General features: G+C 50.1%; 14 protein-coding genes. All 14 read left to right on the top strand.

What is annotated here, in order from left to right; translation table 11 throughout:
- Positions 1–103: 103 nt before the first annotated feature.
- The 14 genes from EBC_RS16425 to rfbA all read left to right on the top strand — a co-directional run bounded on the left by EBC_RS16425 (position 104) and on the right by rfbA (position 17,149).
- Positions 104–1,237, top strand: a complete 1,134-nt coding sequence (locus EBC_RS16425) for an EpsG family protein (protein WP_041692063.1) — start codon at positions 104–106, stop codon at positions 1,235–1,237.
- A gap of 12 nt (positions 1,238–1,249) precedes the next feature.
- Positions 1,250–1,972 (top strand): SGNH/GDSL hydrolase family protein, encoded by a 723-nt coding sequence (locus EBC_RS16420; RefSeq protein WP_013202954.1) that lies wholly within the window; start codon positions 1,250–1,252, stop codon positions 1,970–1,972.
- Positions 1,973–2,012: 40 nt separating this feature from the next.
- The gene (locus EBC_RS16415) at positions 2,013–3,188 is read left to right on the top strand and encodes an acyltransferase family protein (protein WP_013202953.1); all 1,176 of its coding nucleotides are present in this window, start codon (positions 2,013–2,015) and stop codon (positions 3,186–3,188) included.
- A gap of 94 nt (positions 3,189–3,282) precedes the next feature.
- Positions 3,283–4,035: a glycosyltransferase family 2 protein gene (locus EBC_RS16410; RefSeq protein WP_041692062.1), complete on the top strand. Its 753-nt coding sequence runs from the start codon at positions 3,283–3,285 to the stop codon at positions 4,033–4,035.
- Positions 4,036–4,160: 125 nt separating this feature from the next.
- Entirely contained in the window at positions 4,161–5,195 is a 1,035-nt protein-coding gene (locus EBC_RS16405; RefSeq protein ID WP_013202951.1) for a glycosyltransferase family 4 protein, read from the top strand.
- Positions 5,196–5,305: 110 nt separating this feature from the next.
- Positions 5,306–7,519, top strand: coding sequence for a phage tailspike protein (locus EBC_RS16400; protein WP_013202950.1), 2,214 nt, complete (start codon positions 5,306–5,308; stop codon positions 7,517–7,519).
- Positions 7,520–7,714: 195 nt separating this feature from the next.
- A complete protein-coding gene (gene wcaK, locus EBC_RS16395) occupies positions 7,715–8,965 on the top strand; it encodes a colanic acid biosynthesis pyruvyl transferase WcaK (protein ID WP_013202949.1) in 1,251 nt (416 codons plus the stop codon).
- 4 nt (positions 8,966–8,969) lie between these two features.
- Positions 8,970–10,193 (top strand): glycosyltransferase, encoded by a 1,224-nt coding sequence (locus EBC_RS16390; RefSeq protein WP_013202948.1) that lies wholly within the window; start codon positions 8,970–8,972, stop codon positions 10,191–10,193.
- The gene (locus EBC_RS16385) at positions 10,190–11,530 is read left to right on the top strand and encodes a lipopolysaccharide biosynthesis protein (protein WP_013202947.1); all 1,341 of its coding nucleotides are present in this window, start codon (positions 10,190–10,192) and stop codon (positions 11,528–11,530) included. Before EBC_RS16390 ends, EBC_RS16385 begins: the two co-directional genes overlap by 4 nt.
- Before the next feature lie 213 nt (positions 11,531–11,743).
- Positions 11,744–12,640 carry a UTP--glucose-1-phosphate uridylyltransferase GalF gene (gene galF / locus EBC_RS16380; protein ID WP_013202946.1) on the top strand — a complete coding sequence of 299 codons (897 nt, stop codon included), beginning with the start codon at positions 11,744–11,746 and terminating at the stop codon, positions 12,638–12,640.
- Positions 12,641–12,689: 49 nt separating this feature from the next.
- Positions 12,690–13,703 (top strand): UDP-glucose 4-epimerase GalE, encoded by a 1,014-nt coding sequence (galE, locus tag EBC_RS16375; RefSeq protein WP_013202945.1) that lies wholly within the window; start codon positions 12,690–12,692, stop codon positions 13,701–13,703.
- A 553-nt stretch (positions 13,704–14,256) separates the two neighbouring features.
- Positions 14,257–15,336, top strand: coding sequence for a dTDP-glucose 4,6-dehydratase (gene rfbB, locus EBC_RS16370; protein ID WP_013202944.1), 1,080 nt, complete (start codon positions 14,257–14,259; stop codon positions 15,334–15,336).
- Positions 15,336–16,223, top strand: a complete 888-nt coding sequence (gene rfbD / locus EBC_RS16365; protein WP_013202943.1) for a dTDP-4-dehydrorhamnose reductase — start codon at positions 15,336–15,338, stop codon at positions 16,221–16,223. Before rfbB ends, rfbD begins: the two co-directional genes overlap by 1 nt.
- 50 nt (positions 16,224–16,273) lie before the next feature.
- Positions 16,274–17,149 (top strand): glucose-1-phosphate thymidylyltransferase RfbA, encoded by an 876-nt coding sequence (rfbA, locus tag EBC_RS16360; protein ID WP_013202942.1) that lies wholly within the window; start codon positions 16,274–16,276, stop codon positions 17,147–17,149.
- The last annotated feature ends 17 nt before the right edge of the window (positions 17,150–17,166 follow it).

Here is a 17,166-nt window from a genome sequence, read left to right as displayed (position 1 = left end):
GGCAATTTTACCCTGTTGGGATGAGCAACTACACACTGCAAGTTTTACCCATAAAATCTAAGAAAATTTGTATATTAAGCTGGAAAATATAAGGAAAGCTTAAATGTCTCCATACTGGTATATTTCAGGGTTCATCGCATTACTTTCAATACTGGAAGTTATTACGAAGGGGAATAACAATAGTCAAAAAATCTCCACGTACCTGTTTCTGATTTGCGTTCTGGTTCTGATTGTCTTTGGCGGTATCCGCGGACTCGGAACGGGAATGGATGACTATCAGTACCGCAGTTTCTATCATGACTTCCTGCAACGTATTGAAGTGAACGGCGTCTGGCAGACCATTGCCTTCTTCCGTTATGAGCCGTTGACCTTTGTTATCGCCTTTATTGCCAGTGTGGTGTCGAAAAACGCCGATATTCTGATTTTCATCTACTGCGCAATCTCGGTCTCGATCAACGCCGCATTCTTTAAAAGGCTTTCTCCGTACCCGATCCTGACGCTGGCGTTGTACTCAGCGCATATCTTTATCAACAAAGATATGAACCAGATCCGCTTCGGACTTAGCTCGGCCTTTTTCCTCGGCTTTGTCTATTTCCTGTTTACCGGCGAGAAGATGTGGGCGTTTGCCTTCTTCCTGCTGTCGTTCTTCAGCCATAACACCGCGGTCATTGCCGTCACCATTATTCCGTTCCTGTTTATCAGAAAGTCGCCGTTTATTCCGATCATGATTATTCTGGTCAGCGTGCCGTTATCCAAAGTCGGCGGGAATAACTTTGTTCAGCTGATCTCCTCGCATCTCGGGGGGCTGGGACAACGTGCGGCGGACTACAGTAACGGGGATTCGACCGAGCCGACGTCGGTATTCTCGATCGCTAACTTTAAGAACATCATTCTGGTCTTTGTCTTCTGCTACTTTATGTTGTCAAGAAAGCTGAAAGAGACCGACTGGCAGGCATACAGCTTTAACTACCTGATCATCCTGATTTTCTCAATCGGTGGTGCGGTCAGGATCTTCTTCTATGACTATCCGTCAGGCGCGCGTTTGTCGAACTACCTGTTGCAGGTTGAACCGATTGTGCTGGCCACGCTGGTGTTCTACGCCAAAAGGGTGCTGAAGCTGCCGGTTTATATGATGGTGTTATTGATCGTCGCGTATTACCTCTATTACAACACCATCCAGGTGAAACAGGCCGTCGTGGGTTACACCGTTTCTGATACTTTCCGTCTGACCAACTAATCAGGGCTGGGAATGAAGAAACTTATCGTATTAACGTCGCTGGCTTTATTGCCGGCAACGGCTTTCTCGGCCAGTGCTGGCGATCGCTTTGTGATTGAAGCCTACGGCGACTCCACCACCCAGGGCGTGACCACGCCGAAAGGTGGCCGGCAAACCATCCTGAAAAATAATGAAATCAGCTTCCTCAACGCGGCGCTTCAGGAAAAATATGGCTCGCGGGTCGAGGTGGTCAACCGCGGCATTCCTTCTGCCGAAGCACTGGAACTGCTGCGCGGCACGCATGGCAGTAAAATGCCGTGGGACCAGCAGATGAAGCAGTCGCCGGCAAAACTGGTGCTGCTGAATTACGCCATCAATGATGCCCGTCATTATCGCTTCAATGATATGGACGGGTATGTTGAAAGTCCGGACGACTATAAAGCCATCATGATTAAACTGGTCACTATTGCCAGGAACAATGGCAAACAGGTGGTATTACAGGAACCCAACCCACTGTGTGGAAAAGCGGAGAAATGGAATGTAGGTCCGTATGCGATAAAACTGGCTGAAGTTGCGAGCGAACTCTCTGTTCCTTTAGTTACGCAGTACAACCGGATTAAGACGCTGGATAACTGGCAATCATTAATGTCAGCAGACTGTATTCATCCGTCCGAGAGTCTCTACAAAAACAAGGCTGAGCAAACCTTCCAACTGCTTGATAAAGGGTTTGGACACCAACTGGCCCAATACAGGTAGTTCTTTATAACTGTTATTTACACAGAGCAAAAATAAGAACATGTACATTTTAATGATGGTAATTTCACTGTCGTTGTCTGTTTTAATCCTCAAAGGGTTGTCGTTTGATAAAGGGATTTATAACGATAAGGGGGTGAAGAGTCTCTCTGGGTTGAGATGTCTTTTGGCCGCCATTGTCGCTTTTTCACACGTAGCGCACTACTTATATTCCATCGATCATGACTGGATTTATAACAAGGATTACTTCTCCTGGTTCTCAGAAGGGAATTTCTTTGTTAACGCCGGCAAGTTCGGTGTGCTGATCTTCTTTATGATTTCAGCCTTTTTGTTTTACCGACTGATCTATTCCGAGAAATACAGCACCTCCGGCCTGTTCACCTCCAGGGTAAAGCGTATCGTGCCGATGTTCTGGTTTACCGGATTTGTGGTGTTTACGATCGGGGCGTTCAACGGCGAGCTGCCGGACCAACTGACCACCCTGAAAGACTTCGTTATGTGGATGCTGTTTGTTGGCAACTACCATATTGGTGACTTTAACACTTCCGCTGTAAACGCGGGCGTCGAGTGGACATTACGCATTGAATGGTTGCTATACGCTTCGATTCCGCTGGTGTATTACCTGAATATTCTGACCAAAAGAAAGCACACCACCACCCTGGTTTTAGGCAGCATTGCCGCCATTTTTGCGGTGGGTTACGGCATTCGCCTCAACAGCCAGTCGTATTGCGATCCGCGTCCGGTACTGGGTTTTGCCACCGGCTTCTTCTGCTACCGCTACGCTTCATTGCTGGCGCCGCTGAAAGAGTCAAAACCGGCGGCTGCGCTGTGCGTATTTCTCGCGGCATTCTCATTATTGTTCACCAGTAATGCGCTGTTCTACCTGTTCTTCTTTGCCTCGTTGTCGATTATTTTCGCCGTGGCGTGCAGCGGTAATTCGATTTTCGGCATACTGGAAAACAGAATCCTGATGTCGATAGGGGAAGTGAGTTACAGCCTGTATCTGATGCATGGCATCGTGCTGTATTTCATGAAGAAGATCCCGGTCTTCTATCTTAAAGAGTCGTGGCTCTCTTGCCTGCTGTTTTGTACGGTGTTCTTTGTGGTGTCGTTCAGCCTGTCGAAGCTGACCTACCTGTATATCGAGAAGCCGTTTATGAAATTCAAGTTCAGGAAACCGTCGCTGCCGTTTACGCCACCGCCTGCGGCAGGGATGTAGTTCAGACGCGCACCGAATTCTTCACAGGCCATGAATGTTATGGCCTTTTTTCTTTCCATTTTTACGCTTCAGCGATGCAGATTCAGGAAATCAGATGACAAATCAAATCGGCACAGTGGGCATTATCATCCCCATGTACAATGCGCGGGACACGGTTCTGCGGGCAGTACAATCGGTACTTGATCAAACCTGGACAGACTGGCGAATCTATCTGATTAACGATAAATCCACCGATGACTCGCTGGCCTTTGTGCAGGAGCACTGCCGCGACGCCCGTATCACTATCCTCAGTAACGAGGTGAACCTCGGTGCGGCGGAAACCCGCAATGTCGGTTTGTTGGCAGCGAACGAAGAGATTATCGCTTTCCTCGACAGTGATGATGAGTGGGAAAAAGATAAGCTGATGTTGCAAACTCAGGCGATGGCCGCCGGCGACGATCTGGTCATTTCCCATTACGGTTATAAATCCCGCACCAAGTCTTACGACGTGACCTACAGCAAGCCCTACCTGATGAAAGATAATTTTGTGAAAAAGCAGTTCCGTATCTGCTTCTCATCGGTCTGTTTCCGTCGCCCGGCGCGCAATATTATGTTCCAGAAAAAGGGGCACGAGGACTTTTTATTCCTCTACGAATTGTTTGAACAGTACAAGCAGGCGCGAGTGATTGAGAAAAATCTGGTCGTTTACTACGAGCTGGGTGACTCCCTTTCGCGGAATAAAAACAAAGCGGCGAAGTGGCACCTTGAGTTATTAAGATTTATCTATAAAAACAATCCACTAAAAGTGTATTACTATTACGTCTGGTACATGGTTAACGGCGTTTTGTTCACGCTTAAGCACAGATGATTGCTGTGGCTTGAAACGTTTCAGTCTGAGAAAGACGAACACCGTAACCCGGCCCGCACTTCGCCACTGACTGGCGCTGCGGGCCGGGTTTTTAACATTGATGTGACAGAGGTGGTTAGTCCGCGATGAAAAAAATAGTGCTGGTGATTAAAGACGCCTATTCCTACGCCGGAACCGAGAACATATGCAACTTTATGTCTGAATGCTTAGGCGATGAACATGAAGTGGTGATTTACTCCCTCGAAGGCTCAGGTAAGACCTTCTATCCCTTCGAGAAAGTGAAGCAGATTGTCAGTTTTGAAGGTGAGAAAAACCCGATCCGCAGTGCGGTAAAACGCATCAACGAGCAGGGATTCGACACCGTATTCCTGATCAGCATGGGTCGCCTCAGCGTGATGTTTGCTTTCTGGAACATGCTTTCACTGAAAAAGAAAACAGCCAAAACCTACGCCTGCGAACACATTGCGATTAATTCCTTCAGCAAGCCGATTAAATTCCTCAAATATCTCATGCTGCGTTATTACGATCGCGTCATCGTACTGACCGATAAAGACGATAGCGTCTTTACGCAGTGGGGGATCCCCAGCAAGACCATTCCCAATCCGGTGGTATTCAAAAACTTCGAAAGAACCACGCGCAACCGTCAGGCGCTGGCAGTCGGCCGTCTGGACCACCAGAAAGGCTTCGATCTGCTGCTGGACGTCTGGCAGGGTTTTGTGGCGACCAACCCGGACTGGACACTGGTGATTGCCGGTGACGGCGAGCTGAAAGATGCGCTGATCGCGCAAGCGAAAAGCCTGAATATCAGCAACAGCGTGTCGTTTGTTGGCCGCGTTTCCAATATCAACGATTACTACCGCGACAGTGATATGGCGCTGATGACCTCACGTTACGAAGGCCTGCCGCTGGTCCTGCTGGAAGCGAAATCCTGGTCAATGCCGGTAGTCGCCTATGACTGCCCAACCGGGCCGCAGGAAATCATCAACGACAACGTCGATGGCTTCCTGGTGCCAATGAACGACCGTGCAACCTTTATTGCAAAAATGAACCAGCTTGCACACAACGACGAGCTGTTCTACGCCATGAGTGAGAAGACCAAAACCACCTCGCTGAAGTTTGATGGCAAGGTGATTAAAGAAAGCTGGCTCTCTCTGGTTTAACTGTTAAGCACCTTCACAGGCTAGCCTGAGGCCGGCCTGTGAAGAACTGCCTCTGGAAATCAAATTCACGCCACACCTCAATAATGTCTGTTGACTATGGGATTACTTGAATGAAAAGAAGAGAATTAATTACCGGCTTCTCATCGATTCTTGCAGCCCTCTCTGTGAGCTCGTTTTCCAGTCAGGCCGCTGATAAAAAGGCCTCTGTTTCGCTGAAAGATGTCTCCCCGGGAGATGTGCCGAAGCAGGATGTGCCGGTCCTGACGCCTGAAAATATTTACACCATGCCTGACCGCTTCTGGAAAACCTTCAGCGGTAAGCTCTATATCGGTAAAGCCGGTACGGACCCGACTCAGGCAGGTAATCTGATTGATGTTTTTCTGAAAAATGCCAACGGCAAGTTGTCTAAAATTGAGCAGCCGATTGCGCTCAATAAGGGTAACTTCCAGCAGTTTATTGATGACAATGCCGCGCTGATCGCCGATCCGGCGCACTCGATGGCGGTGGTTGATGACAGCGGTAAATCGCTGTTTAACATTCCCGATGTTTCCCGTCCGGGTGCCAACAATTTCAGCCAGCGTCTGGCACAGCCTGCGGGCTATCAGTTGATTGGCGAAATCCCGTCGGTTGATGAGCTGCGTAAAACGCGTCCGCTGTTTGAAGGGGCGAAAGTCAAACTCAGCAGCTGGCACGACGGTCTGGAAGAGGGCGGCGGTGAGTTCGTCGGCACCTTCGAAGCGGGCCGTGACGATGGCGGGGTGATTTTCTCCGGTCCGGGTTATCACTGGCGTCGTGTTGTTGAAGATTTTAACCGTCTGACGCTGTTTGATTTCGGCGCTATCGATGATGGCAAAACCGATGCGGCACCGGCGATCAAAGCGATGTACAACTGGTCGCAACAGGCGAACCAGCAGATTTGCGTACAGTTCCCGGCCGGAACCTTCTTTGTCAGTGGCTGTGACTTCTCCGGCGAACAGACCCGCTTCTTCCGCGTGTCCGGGGCAATGGTCAATTTCGGTTACTTCCCGGCGACCAATATCGTTTCCGACGGGAAATCGGACTTTATTTTCAAAGTGAACACCCGTTGGGTGGAAATCAGCAACCTGAACGTCAATGGTCGCACCGACACGCAGCCTAACAAGCAGGGCTTCTTCCTCAACGAATGTAAGGGTGGCCAGTTCTTCCGTGGCGCCTCCTTACGCTTTGTGCGCATGGGCGGCACCTCACTTAGCCTGATGGATACCCTCGATTGTAAAATCGATCAGTGGTATGCCACCCACTGTACCGGCGATGTGATCAAATCCATCTGGTCAAATCTGCCGCAGGGCAAGTGGGACCACAGCACGGCCATCGAGCTGTCTAACTTCAATGCGCAGTATTGCACCGAAGGGATGGTGCTGAATCTGGAGCGTTGCGGTCAGTCGATCATCCATAACGGCTGGATCGAACATACCGAGAACCCAGGCAACATCTCTAACGGCCAGTGGATTATCGATGCGCTGAGTCTGGAAGCCTGTAAAAACCCGCTGATTGCCCACTTTGCCCGTCTGAACATGCGTCAGACCAGCCTGCAGTCCGGCAGCTGGATTGATAACTCGCAGCAGGGTAAAGAGTTGCTCGGTGCCTGGGAGCGGGGTTCGACGCGCGTTGAGTCTTACGGCGTCGCCGTCGACGGCAGCATGAAATACAACTACCTGACCTCGCGCTTCCGCATCATCAACAATACCAATCAGGAAAAATGGTATGAGTTGGGCAATATCTATTCGCCTGATGTCGGTGATAACTGGGAAATCGAAATCTTTGGTCAGGCGTCGTTCAGCAACGGCACCGATAAAAGCGTGCTCACCCAGGTGGTGGACGGCAAAAGCACCGGCGGCAAAGCGATCATCAGTTTGCAGCGTAAGACGCATAAATTTGAGGCCAGCTGGCATGCCGAAGGGGCCAGCCCGATCGTCGACGTGATGTACGTTACGCCGTATGACACCGACACGCGCGTTTTCGTGAAGTTAGCGGGTTGGCTGGCGTCAGCCGGCGTGCTGATGAAGTCCACTGCCAAAGACCGCTTTATGACCGGCAAATGCGCCCGCTTCGATAGCGAGATGCAGTTTGCCAAAGCGCCGACCGGTGCTGATGCTCACCATGCGGTGCAGCGTTTTACGCTTCACAACGGCAAAGCGGGTATCGGTGCCAATGAACAAGGCGATGTTTTACTGGAATCTCGTCTGCTGAAAGCAGATGAGGTGAACACGGCACAACCGGAAGGTTATGTCTCAATGGTGATTAACGGTAAGCAAGTCGCCATGCCTTACTTTGCCCTTAAATAATCAAGGATACGGCGGAAAACAATCTGCCGTCACTGCCCGTTGTCCGCCTTTCTGACAGGGAGGGGCTCAGCGGGCATTAGGTGGTACAGCTGTATTGATGAGCGTTCGGGGTTTCGAACAATAATACTTATTAATTAACCACTTATGGTTAGTGATAGCCTGTAAAATTACAAAAATTTTATTTCTGGAGTTTTTATGAAGATCTTATTAGTTGGCAATCATACGTGTGGTAATCGTGGTGATGGCGCTATTTTACGCGGGCTCATTGATTCGCTTAACCTCGCAAGGACCGATCTGGAAATTGATGTAATCAGTCGCTATCCAACCAGCTCAGGCTATCTGCTGCAGCAGGAGATCATGCCGGATGAACTCTTTCTTGAAACCAAGAAAGGGAAAAACAAGTTTATGGACAAAGTTAAACGTCGTCTGATGCCAAAAATCATGATGGCGCACATCAGCGGAAGTGGACTGTTTAAGTCAATGGCGGTACCCAAGTACCTGCAGGACTTTACCAACAAGCTGAAGCAGTACGATGCCATTATTCAGGTCGGCGGCTCGTTCTTCGTTGACCTGTATGGTCCGCTGCAGTTTGAGCATTCGCTGTGTGCATTACTGGCTAAAAAGCCTATCTATATGATCGGCCACAGCGTTGGGCCTTTCCAGAAAGAAAGATTCAACGAGATTGCTAACTTTGTCTTCTCGCGCGTCAACAGCCTTGTGCTGCGTGAAAGCGTCAGCCTGGACATGATGAAGCAGGGTAGCATCACCACCGAAAAAGTGGTCAAAGGTGCCGATACCGCCTTCCTGGTGCGTGCCCGTGAAGTTGAAGAACCAAGCCATAACCTGCTGCACTGGCAGCAGCTGATCTCCTCAACAAAAACCATCGCGATTACCGTGCGTGAGCTGGCGCCATTTGACAAACGTCTTGGCGTCACCCAGCAGGAGTATGAGATGGCGTTTGGTAAGGTGATCAATGCAATGATCGACAAAGGTTATCAGGTAGTGGCATTGTCTACCTGTACCGGTATCGACAGTTACAATAAAGACGACCGTATGGTGGCGATGACCTTGCGCGACCACGTCGTTCAGAAAGATAAGTACCATGTCATCATGGACGAATTTAATGACCTTGAATTGGGTATCCTTTTAGGACGTAGCCACTTAACAATCGGCACTCGTCTGCACTCTGCAATCATTTCCATGAACTTCGGCACCCCAGCCGTGGCGATTAACTATGAACACAAATCGCTCGGCGTGATGAACCAGCTCGGCCTGCCAGAAATGGCTACCGATGTGAAGAGTCTGATGGATGGCAGCATCATCACGAAAGTTAACGGCATTCTCGATAACTATGATGTGGTCAAACAGCAGGTTGATAGCGCGGTAGAGCAGGAGAGGGTTTTGGGGAATAAAATCACCGAAGACGTCGTCAAGATTTTAGGGTGAACCGATGAAACTAACTTTTTTCACAATGCGTTTTCCGGTCTCGTCGGAAACATTCGTGCTGAACCAGGTCACCCACTTTATCGACAGTGGCTATGACGTTGAGATCATCTCGGTGTTTCCTGGCGACCTGGTAAACCGGCACGGTGCGTTCGATCGCTACAATCTGGCGGAGAAAACCCATTATCTTCTGCCGGAAGAGAAGGTAACTAACGCGGAAAAGCTGAAGCAGCGTTTGCAGATTGTGCTGCCAAAAATCCTCAGCCTGACCACGCTCAAATCCTTCAACGTTGGGCGCTACGGCGCCCAGTCCAGCAAGCTGCTGCTGCCGGCGATTGTTGCCCATGCTAAGCAGACCTTCACCGCGGATGTTTTCCTGGTGCACTTTGGCTATGCCGGTGCGCTGGCCAACAAACTGCGTGAGCTGAACGTGTTGAAAGGCAAACAGGCGACGGTGTTCCATGGCGCGGATATCTCCCGCCGCCATATTCTGGAAGAGCATAAGCTGGACTACACCAATCTTTTCCGTCAGACAGAACTGCTGCTGCCAATCAGCCATTTGTGGGAGAACAAGCTGATCTCCATGGGCTGTCCGCCGGAGAAGATTCATGTGACCCGCATGGGCATTGAACCTGAAAAATTCAATATGAAAGTCCGTGAGGCGCTGCACACGCCATTACGCATCGTTTCTGTTGCCCGCCTGACCGAGAAGAAAGGGTTGGGCGTGGCGGTTGAAGCCTGCAAATACCTGAAGGCGCAAGGCGCGAACTTTGAATACACCATCATCGGCAACGGTGATATGGAAGATGAGTTACGCAACACCATTCGCAGCGCCAGTCTGGAAGATTGCGTGAAGATGGTGGGCTTCAAGCCACAGGAAGAGATTAAGCGTTACCTCGATGAAGCCGATATTTTCCTGCTGCCTTCGCTGACCGCTGCCGATGGCGATATGGAAGGGATTCCCGTCGCGCTGATGGAAGCGATGGCGGTTGGCCTGCCGGTGGTGTCGACTGACCACAGCGGCATCCCGGAGCTGATTGAAAATAACGTTTCTGGCTGGCTGGCACCAGAAGGCGACGCGAAAGCCTTGAGTGAGATTTTATTGAAGCTGGCGAAAGGTGATGTGGACGTAGCGCCGGTGATTGCGGCGGCCAGGGAGAAAGTCGAAACGGAATTCAACCAACACATTGCCTATCGTGAGCTGGCACAATTGTTGGAGCAACTTGCGTGAGTAGTTTAAAAAACCAGGCCGCATGGCTGTTTGGAGGCACCTGTTTTGCTGCGGTGCTACAAGTCGTCCAGTTAGGCGTACTGGCCCGAAAGCTTGAAACGCATGAGTTGGGGATTCTGGCGATTATCAATGCCATCCTCGCGGTGGCGATGGTGCTGCAGGATATGGGGATGAGCAGCTATATCGTGCATCGCCAGAACATTACCCGCAAAGAGCAAAGCACCATTTACTGGGTAAACGTGTTGCTCAGCCTGTTGACCGGACTGTTGCTGATCGCCATCGCCTGGCCGATTGCGTATTTCTATCACTTACCGCAACTGACCGGGCTGATTATGCTGACCAGCTTAAACTTCCTGGTGTTAGGTTCGCTGTCGCAATATCAGGCGCATTTTATTAAAGCCAAGAAGATGGTGTTGCTGGCTAAAATAGAAATGGTCACTAAGTTTCTTGCTTTTGCGCTGACCGTAGCGATGTTGTATTACAGCTCGTTAAATGTGGCTGCGGTTATTCTCGGCTTATTCGCTAATGCCGCCATGCGCATTGCGTGCATGATCTGGTTTGGTGAAAAATCCTGGCGGCCAACGTTTGAGTTCGATAAAGCCACCTTCTTCAGCTCAATGAAGTACGGCGTTTATCAGCTCGGCTCGCAGACCATTAACCAGTTACGTACCCAGGCTGACTCACTGATTGTCGGTAAAGTGATGGGTGCGGACATGCTGGGGATTTACTCGCTGGCGAAAGAGCTGGTGTTGCAACCGCTGAAGCTGGTGACGCCGGTGATCAACCGTCTGGCGCTGCCGCGTTTTGCGGAAACGCAGCATGAGCCCGCGCAGTTGCAGAAGCTGTTCCTGAAGGGCACCTTCATGATCATGCTGTTCAGCAGCCTGATGTACCTGGCGATTGGTATCCTGTCACCGGTGATTGTGCGCCTGCTTTACGGCCCGGCGCATGAAGCGGTCGGACATCTGATCCCACTGATGCTGCTGTTTGGCATGCTGCGTCCGATGGGCGGCCTGACCGGCGCGATATCGCAGGCCAATGGCCGGACTAACGTCGAGTTTTACTGGAACATTGTGGCCAGTATCATTGTGGTCGCGGTACTGGCAACGACGTGGATCTATCCAAATGTCTGGTACGTAGCGCTGACGCTGTCGATCTCGCAGGTGTTGATTTCTGCCTTTGCGCATCCGTTCTTCATCAAGCCGGTGATTGGCATTCCGTTTATGCCGTATGCCCGGCAGTGGATGTCGGTAGCGGTGGTGTTTGTCGGCATTATGGCGCTGGTCAGCTATTTCAATCTATTTGTACAACCCGAATGGTTTGTTGGCTGGCTTTAATCTGAAAAGACGCAGTAGATATCAAGGCGACCGCTTCGGCAGTCGCCTTTTTTATTTTAAAAGCTCAGCAGGAACAGCCGGATGCGCTCTAAAAATGGCTGGCAGATTTGTGAAGCAGCCGCTGCTTAATTTTCAGATTAAGATTATACTTGTGAATCATCTCTTTAATGCATAATCGTTATACGTTTTTTACTTCATTTATATGGAAAAAATATGACCAAGCTTAAAGCAGTTATCCCCGTTGCGGGTCTGGGTATGCACATGCTCCCTGCTACAAAAGCCATTCCTAAAGAAATGTTGCCAATCGTCGACAAGCCGATGATTCAGTACATCATCGATGAGTGCGTTGCAGCAGGGATCAAGGAAATTGTACTGGTCACCCACGCGTCCAAGAATGCGGTTGAAAACCATTTTGACACTTCCTACGAACTGGAAGCGCTGCTGGAAGCCCGCGTTAAGCGTTCGCTTCTGAGCGAAGTAAAATCGATCTGTCCTCCGGGCGTAACGATTATGAACGTGCGCCAGCCACAGCCGCTGGGCCTGGCTAACTCCATCCTGTGCGCGCGTCCGATGCTGCACGATGAAGCTTTCGTGGTTGTGCTGCCAGACATCCTGTTGGATGACTCAACAGCCGATCCCCTGCGTTACAACTTGGCCGCAATGGTTGCGCAGTTTGAAGAGACCAAACGCAGCCAGGTTCTGGTTCACCATATGCCAGCAGCCGATCTGTCTGAGTACTCGGTTATTAAAACCAAAGAGACGCTGGATCACCCAGGACAGGTCAGCCAGATTGTCGACTTCGTTGAAAAACCAGAACATCCACAGGCGCTGGATTCCGATCTGGCCGCGGTAGGCCGTTACGTGCTGTCCGCGGATATCTGGACCGAGCTGGAAAACCTGGAGCCAGGTGCATGGGGACGTTACCAGCTGACCGACGCCATCGCTAACCTCGCTAAAAAGCAGCCTGTTGATGCGCATCAGCTTTCCGGCACCAGCTTTGACTGCGGCCGTAAACTGGGATATATGAAAGCCTTCGTATCCTGGGGTCTGAGAAACAATGCGCAGGGACGTGAGTTCCGCGAATCAATCAAAGCAATCCTGGCGAAGTAATCCGCAATCTGAACGTGGCCACGCTCTGGCGTGGTTGCAAGGAGTCAACATGGCTATTTTAGTAACGGGCGGCGCTGGTTACATCGGTTCCCACACGGTGCTTACGCTGCTGCAGCGTGGCGACGACGTTGTAGTACTGGATAACCTGAGCAATGCTTCACGTGAATCTGTCAACCGGGTTGAAAAACTGGCAGGGAAGACGGCAACATTTTGTGAAGGCGACATTCTGGATCGTGCCTGCCTGCGCGACCTGTTCGCCCAGCATGACATCACCGCAGTCATTCACTTTGCCGGCCTGAAAGCGGTAGGTGAATCCACGCGTATGCCGCTGGAGTATTACCAGAATAACGTCACCGGGACCCTGGTCCTGTTGGAAGAGATGCGTGCTGCTGGCGTAAACCAGTTTATCTTCAGCTCTTCCGCCACCGTTTACGGCGCCGATGCCCCCGTACCTTACGTCGAAACCACGCCAATCGGCGGCACGACCAGCCCTTATGGCACGTCGAAGCTGATGGTTGAGTTCATTCTGCGTGACTACGCGAAAGCTAACCCGGATTTCAAAACCATCGCACTGCGTTACTTTAACCCGGTCGGTGCACATGAATCTGGCCAGATTGGCGAAGATCCAAACGGCATTCCTAACAACCTGCTGCCTTACATCGCGCAGGTGGCTATTGGCCGTCTGGAGAAGCTCGGCATCTTTGGCGGTGATTACCCAACCAAAGACGGCACCGGTGAACGCGACTACATCCACGTGATGGATTTGGCCGAAGGTCACCTGAAAGCGCTGGATCATATCGGCCAGGTTGAAGGTTATAAAGCCTACAATTTGGGTGCCGGAGTAGGGTACTCGGTGCTGGAAATGGTGAAGGCGTTTGAGAAAGCGGCCGACCGCGAGATCCCATACCAGATCTCACCACGCCGTGCCGGCGACCTCGCCGCGTTCTGGGCTGACGCCTCACTGGCAGATAAAGAGCTGGACTGGCGTGTCTCCCGCGGTATCGATGCGATGATGCGCGATACCTGGAACTGGCAGAGCCAGAATCCGAACGGTTATAAATAAGCGCCTCTGACGCGTTGATGATAAGCCCAGCTAATGCTGGGCTTTTGTCTGTCTGGTCCCTGAGAAAATATCGGCAGAGAAATGCAGCAGTTCAGTCGATGTGTTGTCTACAATTCAACCCTGGAGATAAGGCGGACGGTAGAGATATGAACGGATATCCGCCATTTAGGTGACTTATTAATCTTAGAACTTTTGATAGGTTCAAATCGCGCTGGCGATTGATTAATCGCCTGTAAGCTGTACGGATTGTTCTCATTTTAGTTAGTTTTCATAATTACTGAATGATACAATTACGGGTTGTATCTCTGTGTCATGTCAGAGCTGGATTGCTTAAAAAAAGGACGTTTTTTCAGCGATTTAGGTGGTGAGTTTCCTCATCGCTTGCACGGTTTACGATCAAACCAGCATGGAATGCACTAGAAAATGCCGATTGCACACTGGGGCTGCTTACCCAGGGGCGGTAGCGTGCCCAAATTTCTTCCAGCTTACATGTACAGATAAACTCAATAATCTACGGTTATTGTTCCATATCACTTCCGTTTAGAGACTTGCTATGAAGATTTTGATCACTGGTGGCGCTGGCTTTATTGGTTCAGCAGTTGTAAGGCATATCATTCAAGATACGCAGGATTCCGTAATCAACGTGGATAAGTTGACCTATGCGGGCAATCTTGAATCCATTAAAGATGTCAGCGACAGTGAGCGTTACCAGTTCTTCCAGTTGGATATCTGTGACGGCGCCGGATTGAGCAAAGTGATGAACGAAACCCAGCCGGATGCCATTATGCATCTGGCTGCGGAAAGCCATGTTGACCGCTCCATCACCGGACCTGCTGACTTTGTTCAGACCAACGTGGTAGGCACCTATACCTTGCTGGAAGCAACCCGTCAGTACTGGAACACGCTTAGCGATGAGAAAAAACAGGCTTTCCGTTTCCACCATATTTCCACCGATGAAGTGTATGGCGATTTACCTCATCCCGATGAGATGAGCGGTGAGCTGCCGTTGTTTACGGAAACCACGCCTTATGCACCAAGCAGCCCGTACTCCTCAACCAAAGCGGCCAGCGATCATCTGGTCAGAGCCTGGGGACGCACTTATAAGCTGCCGGTGATCATCACCAACTGCTCTAACAACTACGGTCCTTACCATTTCCCGGAAAAATTAATCCCGCTGATTATCATCAATGCGCTGGAGAAAAAGCCATTGCCTGTCTACGGTAAAGGCGACCAGATCCGTGACTGGCTGTATGTTGAAGATCATGCGCGCGCGCTGTACAAAGTGGTCACTGAAGCCGAAGTGGGCACCACCTATAATATTGGTGGCCATAATGAAAAACAGAATCTCGAAGTGGTTCAGACTGTGTGCGCGCTGCTGGACGAGCTTCAGCCAACTGAAGGTCGCTATGCCGATTTGATCACCTATGTGAACGATCGTCCAGGTCATGACCGCCGCTATGCTATCGACTCCAGCAAAATCCAGAAGGATCTTGGCTGGAAACCGCAGGAAACCTTCGAAAGTGGTCTGCGTAAAACCGTCCAGTGGTATCTGACCAATAATGAATGGATCGATAACATCAAAAGCGGTGCCTATCAGAGTTGGATTGAACAAAACTACGAGAAGCGTGATTAATGAAGATTCTTCTACTCGGTAAAAATGGTCAGGTTGGCTGGGAGTTACAGCGAGCCTTAGCACCGCTGGGCACGCTTATCGCTCTGGATCGTCACTCAACGACCTATTGTGGCGATCTCTCCAATGCCGAAGGCATCGCCGCCACCATTTTAGCGATTAAACCGGACGTGATCGTCAACGCAGCCGCACACACCGCGGTTGATAAGGCCGAGTCTGAACCTGAAGTTGCTGCTGTGCTTAACACCTCATCCGTAGCTGCAATGGCTGCCGCGGCGGAAGAAGTTGGGGCGTTATTGGTACATTATTCGACAGACTATGTCTTTAATGGCCAGGGTGAGCAACCCTGGACAGAAGCCGACGTGACCGAACCGCTCAGTGTTTATGGTAAAACCAAGCGTGATGGTGAAGAAGCCATTGCAGCGGCTTGTAGCAACTATTTGATATTCCGCACCAGTTGGGTGTATGCCGCTAAGGGCAACAACTTTGCCAAAACGATGCTTAAGCTGGCTAAGGACAGAGAAGAGCTTTCGGTCATCAACGATCAGTTTGGTGCCCCAACCGGCGCAGACTTGATTGCAGATTGCACGGCGCACGCTATTCGCAAAGCGAAAGGGGAGCCACAGCTTTCAGGCATTTATCATCTGATTGCCAGCGGCACGACCACCTGGCATGACTACGCTTCATTTGTTATTACTACCGGGCGTGAGAAAGGACTGGGGTTGAAGGTCAACAAAATCAATCCAGTGGCCACTTCGGCATTTCCTACCCCGGCTAAGCGACCAGCCAATTCCAGACTGGATACGGCTAAATTCCAGCAGAGTTTTGGCTTAACGCTTCCTGACTGGCATGACGGCGTAGAGCGGATGCTCACGGAAATCATCGGATAAATTCTAAAAAACCGGCATCAGAAGATGCTGTTAAATTGGTGCAAAGCATTATGACGAAGAATAAAGGCATTATCTTAGCGGGCGGTTCCGGAACAAGGCTTTATCCGGTAACTATGGCTGTGAGTAAGCAATTGCTGCCTATCTATGATAAGCCAATGATTTATTACCCGCTGAGTACACTAATGCTTGCGGGGATCCGTGATATTCTAATCATCAGCACACCACAGGATACGCCTCGCTTCGAAAGCCTGTTGGGTGACGGATCACAATGGGGCATAACCATTGAATACAAAGTACAGCCAAGTCCTGACGGATTAGCTCAGGCTTTCATTCTGGGTGAAGAGTTCATTGGAGAAGATAACTGCGCATTGATACTTGGTGATAATATCTTCTATGGTCACGATCTCTTTCCTCAACTTGATGCAGCTAAAAAGAAAACAGATGGTGCAACAGTATTTGCATATCACGTAACGGACCCTGAGCGTTATGGGGTAGTAGAGTTTGATGGTGAAGGAACAGCAATTTCTCTTGAAGAGAAACCGGCTAAGCCAAAGAGTAATTATGCTGTTACTGGGCTTTATTTCTATGACAATAGCGTTGTCGAAATCGCAAAAAATTTGAAACCCTCCCCGCGGGGTGAACTTGAGATTACAGATGTAAATCAGGCCTATCTCGAAAAAGGAAAGCTATCTGTAGTAACTATGGGTAGAGGCTTTGCGTGGCTTGATACTGGGACTCATGAAAGCTTGATTGAAGCAGGTAATTTCATTCAAACAATCGAGCATCGTCAAGGGTTGAAAATTGCGTGCCTGGAAGAAATTGCATGGCGGCAAAAATTCATAAGCACTGAGCAGTTGGAAATATTAGCCAAACCTTATGCAAAAAATGGTTATGGTAAATATATCTTAGGGTTAATTAAAAAATAAACTCCTGCTTGCTTTTT

The organism is Erwinia billingiae Eb661, assembly GCF_000196615.1.
Lineage (GTDB): Bacteria > Pseudomonadota > Gammaproteobacteria > Enterobacterales > Enterobacteriaceae > Erwinia > Erwinia billingiae.
This window is presented reverse-complemented; position numbering and strand designations above follow the sequence as displayed.

Bases quoted from the DNA above. Each gene is read 5' to 3' on its own strand.
- EBC_RS16415 (WP_013202953.1), top strand. From the start codon at position 2,013: ATGTACATTTTAATGATGGTAATTTCACTGTCGTTGTCTGTTTTAATC.
- rfbB (WP_013202944.1), top strand. From the start codon at position 14,257: ATGAAGATTTTGATCACTGGTGGCGCTGGCTTTATTGGTTCAGCAGTT.
- EBC_RS16425 (WP_041692063.1), top strand. From the start codon at position 104: ATGTCTCCATACTGGTATATTTCAGGGTTCATCGCATTACTTTCAATA.
- wcaK (WP_013202949.1), top strand. From the start codon at position 7,715: ATGAAGATCTTATTAGTTGGCAATCATACGTGTGGTAATCGTGGTGAT.
- galF (WP_013202946.1), top strand. From the start codon at position 11,744: ATGACCAAGCTTAAAGCAGTTATCCCCGTTGCGGGTCTGGGTATGCAC.
- EBC_RS16405 (WP_013202951.1), top strand. From the start codon at position 4,161: ATGAAAAAAATAGTGCTGGTGATTAAAGACGCCTATTCCTACGCCGGA.
- EBC_RS16410 (WP_041692062.1), top strand. From the start codon at position 3,283: ATGACAAATCAAATCGGCACAGTGGGCATTATCATCCCCATGTACAAT.
- rfbD (WP_013202943.1), top strand. From the start codon at position 15,336: ATGAAGATTCTTCTACTCGGTAAAAATGGTCAGGTTGGCTGGGAGTTA.
- galE (WP_013202945.1), top strand. From the start codon at position 12,690: ATGGCTATTTTAGTAACGGGCGGCGCTGGTTACATCGGTTCCCACACG.
- EBC_RS16390 (WP_013202948.1), top strand. From the start codon at position 8,970: ATGAAACTAACTTTTTTCACAATGCGTTTTCCGGTCTCGTCGGAAACA.
- rfbA (WP_013202942.1), top strand. From the start codon at position 16,274: ATGACGAAGAATAAAGGCATTATCTTAGCGGGCGGTTCCGGAACAAGG.
- EBC_RS16420 (WP_013202954.1), top strand. From the start codon at position 1,250: ATGAAGAAACTTATCGTATTAACGTCGCTGGCTTTATTGCCGGCAACG.
- EBC_RS16400 (WP_013202950.1), top strand. From the start codon at position 5,306: ATGAAAAGAAGAGAATTAATTACCGGCTTCTCATCGATTCTTGCAGCC.